General features: G+C 74.4%; 4 protein-coding genes. All 4 read right to left on the reverse strand.

Annotation, left to right across the window (positions count from 1 at the left end; translation table 11 throughout):
- Positions 1-147: 147 nt before the first annotated feature.
- The gene (locus ACFO60_RS31825) at positions 148-1,509 is read right to left on the reverse strand and encodes a hypothetical protein (RefSeq protein ID WP_380847815.1); all 1,362 of its coding nucleotides are present in this window, start codon (positions 1,507-1,509) and stop codon (positions 148-150) included.
- A 63-nt stretch (positions 1,510-1,572) separates the two neighbouring features.
- Positions 1,573-3,297, reverse strand: a complete 1,725-nt coding sequence (locus ACFO60_RS31830; protein WP_380847818.1) for a hypothetical protein — start codon at positions 3,295-3,297, stop codon at positions 1,573-1,575.
- Between the two features lie 50 nt (positions 3,298-3,347).
- A complete protein-coding gene (locus tag ACFO60_RS31835) occupies positions 3,348-5,618 on the reverse strand; it encodes a primosomal protein N' (protein WP_380847833.1) in 2,271 nt (756 codons plus the stop codon).
- An 877-nt stretch (positions 5,619-6,495) separates the two neighbouring features.
- Positions 6,496-6,749 (reverse strand): methionine adenosyltransferase domain-containing protein (locus ACFO60_RS31840; protein ID WP_380847821.1); only part of this gene is annotated, 254 nt, incomplete at its 5' end.

Raw genomic sequence — 6,749 nt, forward strand, 5'->3', positions numbered from 1 at the left:
CGTCACGAATTGAAGGTCTCACTAGTTTATGGCGCACCGTGAACGCGCCGACTGCCATCGCACACCACGCGCCCGCCGCGCGCCCCGCCGCGCGCCCGCGGAGTCGCGGTGCGGGGGGCGGGATCGGCGGCGCCTGACGGGGCGGGCTCAGCGGGAGCGGGCCTTCATGGCGGCCTTGCGGGCCGCCTTGGCGACGGTGGCGTCGGGGTGGTGGGCGCCGAGCAGTTCGAGCACCGCGATGGCGTCGGGATGGCCGCTGCGGCTGATCTCGTCGACCAGGCGGAGGAGTTCCTCCCCCGCCTCCAGCGCCTCGAACTCGCCCATGGCCTCCTGGGCGTCGGGGATGTGCAGCAGCGTGGCGAGGGTGTCGACGGCGAGCCAGGTGCCGTCGTCCTCGTTGAGCACCGGCGCCTCAAGGTCGCGCACGCCCAGCCACACCGCCGCGTGGCGCCACATCGAGGGCTCGGCCAGCGCCTCGCGCACGGCGGGTTCGGCCTCCGGGCCCATCTCCTCAAGGACGGTGCCGATCACGCCGCGCTGGCCCGCGGTGCCGGACGCCGCCACCTTGATCAGCTCGCGGGCGGCCTCCTCGGGGACGCGGCGCTCGACCCACAGCGTCGGGGCGCTGGACGGCGCCTCGCCCGACAGCATCGCCTCGACCAGCTCGACGGCGCTCAGCTCGGCGTAGGAGGCGACCTCCGACAGCAGCGGGGCGTCGTGCCCCTCACGCAGGAGATCTTGCCGGACGGCCCACACGCCGAGCGGCGTGAGCCGCACGCTGTCGGCCGTGCGCTCGAACAGCCCGCAGTAGGCCAGCAGGTCGAGGGCGGTGTCCAGCTCGCCCGGCAGTTCCTCGCGCAGCCGCCGCATCTCGGGCGCGCGCGCCTCGCAGCCGATCTCGTGGGCCTGCAGCATGCCCTCGACCAGCGCGGTGTAGGTGATGCCGTCGCTGGTGGCGTAGATCGTGGCGAGCATCTCGGTGAGGTGCTCGTCGGCCACGGCCGAGCCCGTCAGCCCCTCGTCGGTGCGGTCGAGGACGTCCATGACGACCCCGTCCCAGAAGTCCATCAGGTCGGCGGGCAGCCCCGGCCCCGGGGACGCGCCCGCCCCGGTGATGCGGAGCAGGCCGGCGTTGACCGCGACGATCCACACCAGGCGCAGCCGGTCGTCGCTCAGCCCGAGCGTCTCGGCGGCCTCGCGCGCGTCGCCCGGTGAGAGGAACCCCTCGTCGGTGACCTGCCGGGCGCCCGTCCACTCGGTCAGCCGCCGCGCGTCGCGTACCAGCGGCACGGCCGGCACCGCGCAGGCGAGCTCGGCCGTGGGCGCGAGCTCGACCGGCGGGAAGCTCAGCACCTCGCCCTCGCAGTCACCGCAGTCGCATTCGTCGTTCTCCCCCGCCATCTCGGCGAGCAGCGCCTCCCGCTCCTCGCCGGATACGCTCCCCAGCTCGTCGATGAGGTTTCGCAGCTCTCCAAGATCGAAGATGCCGCCGTTCCCGCTGTTGGCCATTCAGGCAACTTACTCCACACCAGCCACACGCGATGACCGAGTGCGGACCTTGGCCTGGACCGCTCAGTGAATGCCACGCGAACGCGCTTTGAAGGCGGCCTTGCGGGCCGCCTTGGCGACCTCGCGGTCGGCCAGGTGGCGGCCGAGCAGGTCGAGCACCTCGGCGACGTCGGGGTGGTCCACCTGCCACATCTCTTCGATGACGTGGGCGGGCGGCGCGGCCAAGGCCAGGGTACCCGCGAATCGCTCATGATCGTCTTCGGTGGCCGGCATGGCCACGGCGAGCGTGTCGACGCTCGCCCACAGCGCCTCCTCGTGCGTCAGCGCGGGCGCCGGAAGGTCGCGGGCCGCCAGCCAGTGGACGGCGTGCGGGCGAAGCTCGGCGTCGTCCAGGAACGGGCGCACCGCCGCCTCGGCGTCGGGGCCGAGCCTGTCGATGATCGTGACGGCCACGCCGCGCCGCGCCGCGGCCTGTGCGCGCACGCCGCCGAGCAGCTCGCCCGCCGCCTCCTGCGGGGAGCGGCGGGCCAGCCAGGCGGCGATGTCGCGTTCGGCCTGCTGGGCGGGGATCCCGCCCACCAGCGCGTCGATCAGGCCGGTGGCGTCCCCTTCGGCGGGGTCGGGCGCGACGGGCGCCGGCATGCCCATGCGGGTGAACGTCTCGCGCAGCCCCCACAGGCCGTGCGGGGTGAGCCGGACGGTGTCCTCGTCGCGCTCGACGGTGCCGCAGTGGGCCAGGACCTCCAGCGCGGCGTCCAGCTCGCCGGGGTCGTCGCCGCCCGGCCGGCCGCCCGCCCAGGCCTCGTCCAGGTGCTCGCGGAGCGCGCCGACGGCCATCGGGGCCTGCAGGCGGTACAACATGTCGTGGACGGCGTACAGTTCGTGGTCGAACTCGGCCGAGCCGGTGATGTCGGCCGGGCCGTCGGTGACGAACGCCACCGTGCGGGCCCACAGGTCCAGCACATCGTGGTCCTCGCGCGAGGGCAGCGGCCGGAAGGCACGCGTGACCGTCATGGCGGCCCCGGACACCTCCACCAGGCCGAGGGCCACCGCCAGGTGCCAGGCCGTCGCCGGGGCGGCGACGCCGAGCTCCTTGGTGATGCGCGCGGCGTCCCTGACGCGCAGGGCGCCCCGGACGGTCGGCGTGCGGCCGCCGTCGCGCATCCAGCCCACCACGTGGTGGGCGTCCCGCAGCAGGCCCACCTCGCGGGCCGCGCGCGCGACCTCCTCGGGCGGCGCGAGCCGTACGGCGGGCAGCGGGGAGCAGCCGGGACACTCGCAGTCGTCGTCGGCGGTGACGCCGCGCAGCCGGTGGAGCGGCACGCCGAGCGGATCTTCGCCGGAGCCGGGCGCGCCGGCGGCGTCCAGAGCGGTCGGGTCGGCCTCGTCGGCCCCCATCGCGCCGAAGATGCTCTTGGCCATGCCGAATTTGGAGGTGTCGGCGAGCGCGCCCGGCATCTCCGGCGCGATCTCGTCGATCTTGGCCCGCATGCGGGCCGCCATCTTGGTGCCGATCTCCCCGCTGTCAAGCAGGAAGTCGACCAGCGTGCGCGCCGCGGCCACCGTCTCGGCGGCGCTCTCGGGCGGCGCGATGACCTTGCGGGGATAGATGTCGAGAAGCAGCTGTTCGAACGTGCCGGGCGTGAAATCGGCGAGCTCGCTCACGTCCAGATAATCGCTGGCGTAATCGCAAAGGAGGCGGACCTCGTCGGCGTCCACCGCGACGTTCTTCGAGCGCCCCCACGCCCGGATCTCCTCGATGGCCCCGTTCACCCATTCGATCGACACAGGGAGAAACTAACGGCTTACTTTCAGCCCCGCGAATCGGCGGCCTCCGGTCAGATGAGATCGATCGGATCCATACACACCCGGACCAGGTCGGGAGCCTTACGAGCGGACCTCACGCCCGCCGCTCCTTTGAGCGCGCGGGCCAGCGCCGGGCCGGCCGCGCGCGGCACCCGCACCATCAGCCGCTCCTGCGGCTCCTCGCCCCCGGGGCGGGAGGTCTCGACGGGGACGGGGCCGAGCACCTGCGCCCCCTCGGGCAGCCGAAGGTCGCCCGAGATCTCCCTCAGACCAGCCGCCGTCCCGGTCAGCGTGGCCATGCGCACGGCGGGCGGGAAACCCAGCGACGTGCGCTCCGCCAGTTCGCGCTCGGCGTGGGTCACCGGGTCCCAGCGGAGCAGCGCCTGCACGGCGGGGAAGGAGGAGTCGGCGAGCACCACGAGCTCGGCCGCAGGGCGCAGCAGCGCCGCGGCGTTCATCCAGCGCCGCAGCGTCTCCTCCGAGGCGCGCAGGTCGGGACGGCCGAGCAGGGCCCAGCCGTCCAGCAGGACGCCCGCCGCGTACCCGCCCTCGGCGACCGGCTCGGCGCCCGGGGTGGCGACGACCAGCGCGGGAGCGGGGCCGACGGCCGCCAGCACGCCGTCACGTCCCGAGGTCTTGACGGGGACGGACGGGAACGCGCGCCCGAGCTCCTCGGCCGTGCGGCGGGCGCCGACCACGACGGCGCGCATCCGGTTGCCGCCGCACGCCTGGCAGCGCCACATCCCGGCGATCCGGCCACACCAGCGGCAGTAGGGCGCGGCGTGGCCGCCCCGCAGCGCCAGCGGCCCCCCGCACACCGAAGGGCCCTCGCCTCCCCCTTGGACCGCCGGCGCCGGCCCGTCGATCCCCGGGATCGGCGGCTCGGCCGCCGGACGTCCCGCGGTCCCGGCATCGGGAGCTCTCAGCGACATCGGCGTCGCCGCCACGGGCTGGTGGCAGCGGGCCTGGGCCCGGCAGGCCTGGCACGCCAGCGCGGGCAGGTAGCCGCGGCGGGGCACCTGGACCAGGACGGGGCCGCTCGCCAGTCCGTGCTTGAGCGCGGCCCAGGCCGAGCTCGGCAGCCGGGCCGCACGCGCGGCCTCGTCCCTGGCGAGCTCGGTGTCGTCACCGGCGGGCCGCACCCGGGGGGCGTGCCGCCGCAGCGCCTCACGCGGCGCGGCGATCGGGCGCGCCCAGCCCGCCGCGATCAGCTGAGTCGCCTCGGCGGTGCGGGCGTGGCCGGCGATCAGCATCGCGGCCCCCGTCTGGTGGGCGCGCAGGGCCAGCACCTCGCGCGCGTGGGGGTAGGGCGCGAGCCGCTCGGCGTGCAGGTCGTCCCCGTCGTCCCAGATCGCCACCAGGCCGAGGTCCCGGACCGGGGCGAAGGCCGCCGCCCGCGTCCCCACCGCCACCCGCGCCTGCCCGCGGAGCACCCGCAGCCACCGGCGGTACCGCTCGGCGGGGCCGAGGCCGGCGGTCAGCGCCACGTGCGCGCCCTCCGCCAGGACACGTCCCAGCGCGGCGTCGAGCAGGGCCACGTCCTTGCCGTCGGGCACCACGACCACGGCCCCCCGGCCGCCGCGCGAGGCGGCGAGCACGGCCTGGGCGATGCCCTCGGCCCACCTCGGACCGCGCTCGGCCCCGGGAAGGACGTTCCACACCGCCCGCGGCGCCCGTCCCTCGGCGATCGCCTCGAGGAACGACGCCCCGAGCGGATATTCGTCCCACTCCCCCCGCCCAGCCACTCCCCCCTCGGTCACTCCCCGCCCGGCTTCTCCCCGTTCGGTCCCCTCGGAGGACTCCGCCGAGGGGCCGGCGGTCTCGCCGGTCACCGCCGGACGCTCCCCCGCCGCCTTCCGCTTGGCCTCCTCGGCCTCTACCCGGGCGTGTCGCGGGGGTACGGCGAGGCGCAGTACATCGGACATGGTGCCGGCGTATCGGTCCGCCACAGCGCGGCACAGGGCCGCGATCGGCGGGGTGAGCACCGGCTCGGAGGAGACCACCCGTTCCAGGGCGGCCAGCTTGCCCTCGTGCTCGGTGGTGTCCACCCGTTCGAGCAGGAACCCGTCGACGAGCTTGCCCGCGAAGCGCACCCTGACCCGGCAGCCGGGCACCGCGTCCGCGGCCATCGCCTCGGGCACCACGTAGTCGAACGGCCGGTCGAGGTGGGGCAGCGGCATGTCCACGAGCACCCGCCCGATCGGATGATCGCCGGCGGGCACCACCGCCCCCTTGGTCGCGCCGGTTCCTCTGCCGGACGGCGCCGCGTCGCCCCAGAGGCCGCCGGGCTCGCCGCCCCGCACCGCCCCGGTCCGCTCGACCGGCGTCGCGTCGCCCTCCACACCCCCGGACGCGGCCCAACCCGGCCGCCGGGGGTCGCCGGCGGTGGCGCCGAGAGGCTTCGGCGCTTCGACGGCCTCCTGGGCGGGGCTGGCTGCGGTCACGGTTAGGTCCTACCAGACGACGCCCGCCGGTCCTGAATCAACCCGCGAAGCACGGCCGGCCGCCACAAGACCCCCTGCGGCCGAGGGCGCCCGTCCCCGCCGTACGGCGGGCCCGAACGGCCGTACGGCATTCGACCGCGTCGGCGCCGAGGATCATACGACCAAGCGCGACGGCGGACAGCACGTGGCACGAATGGACAAGATTGCGATGAAACATCACTATTGCGCCCACAAAGGACGAATAACGTACAAAAGTCCGTGGGGAATGTGCGGAAGTGGCGTACTCGAACAGATCGCAACGGGAACGCCCCCACCTCGGCCACAAAGGACGAACCGCGGCGCGAGGTCGACACTGCACGTCAAAGAACCGACCACATACGACCAGACCGTGACGTACGGGCAAGAGTGCCCTGTACCAAGACAAACCAGACCATCAACGCCGGCGTCTCGGCCACAAAGGACGGCCCCTCACGCAAGGTCGTCACTGCGCCATACAGATCGACCGCATGCAGCCAAGCCGTGGCGCGCAGGCAGGAGTGGCACGTAGTGGGAAAGACCATGGCGGAACGCCGTCACATCGGCGCGGAAGGACGGACCGCGGCGGAAGGTCACCGCCGCGGGTCGCTGAAAACGATCGATGGAGGAAGGTGCCGCCGCGGCCCTGGACGGGCCGCGGCGGGGGGCCGCCGCCGAAGTGTGAGAATCGGCGGCGGGTGAAACCTGGAGCCGATGGGGCTCAGAGGCCGGCGGCCTGGCGGAGCTGGTCGGCGCGGTCGGTGCGCTCCCAGGAGAAGTTGGGCTCCTCGCGGCCGAAGTGCCCGTAGGCCGCGGTCTGCGAGTAGATCGGCCGCAGCAGGTCCAAGTCACGGATGATCGCCGCCGGACGCAGGTCGAACACCCGCAGAATCGCGTCCTGGATCTTCGCCACGTCGATCTTCTCGGTGCCGAAGGTCTCCACGAAGACCCCCACCGGCTGCGCCTTGCCGATCG

It is taken from the genome of Sphaerisporangium dianthi (genome assembly GCF_042654065.1).
Taxonomy (GTDB): domain Bacteria; phylum Actinomycetota; class Actinomycetes; order Streptosporangiales; family Streptosporangiaceae; genus Sphaerisporangium; species Sphaerisporangium dianthi.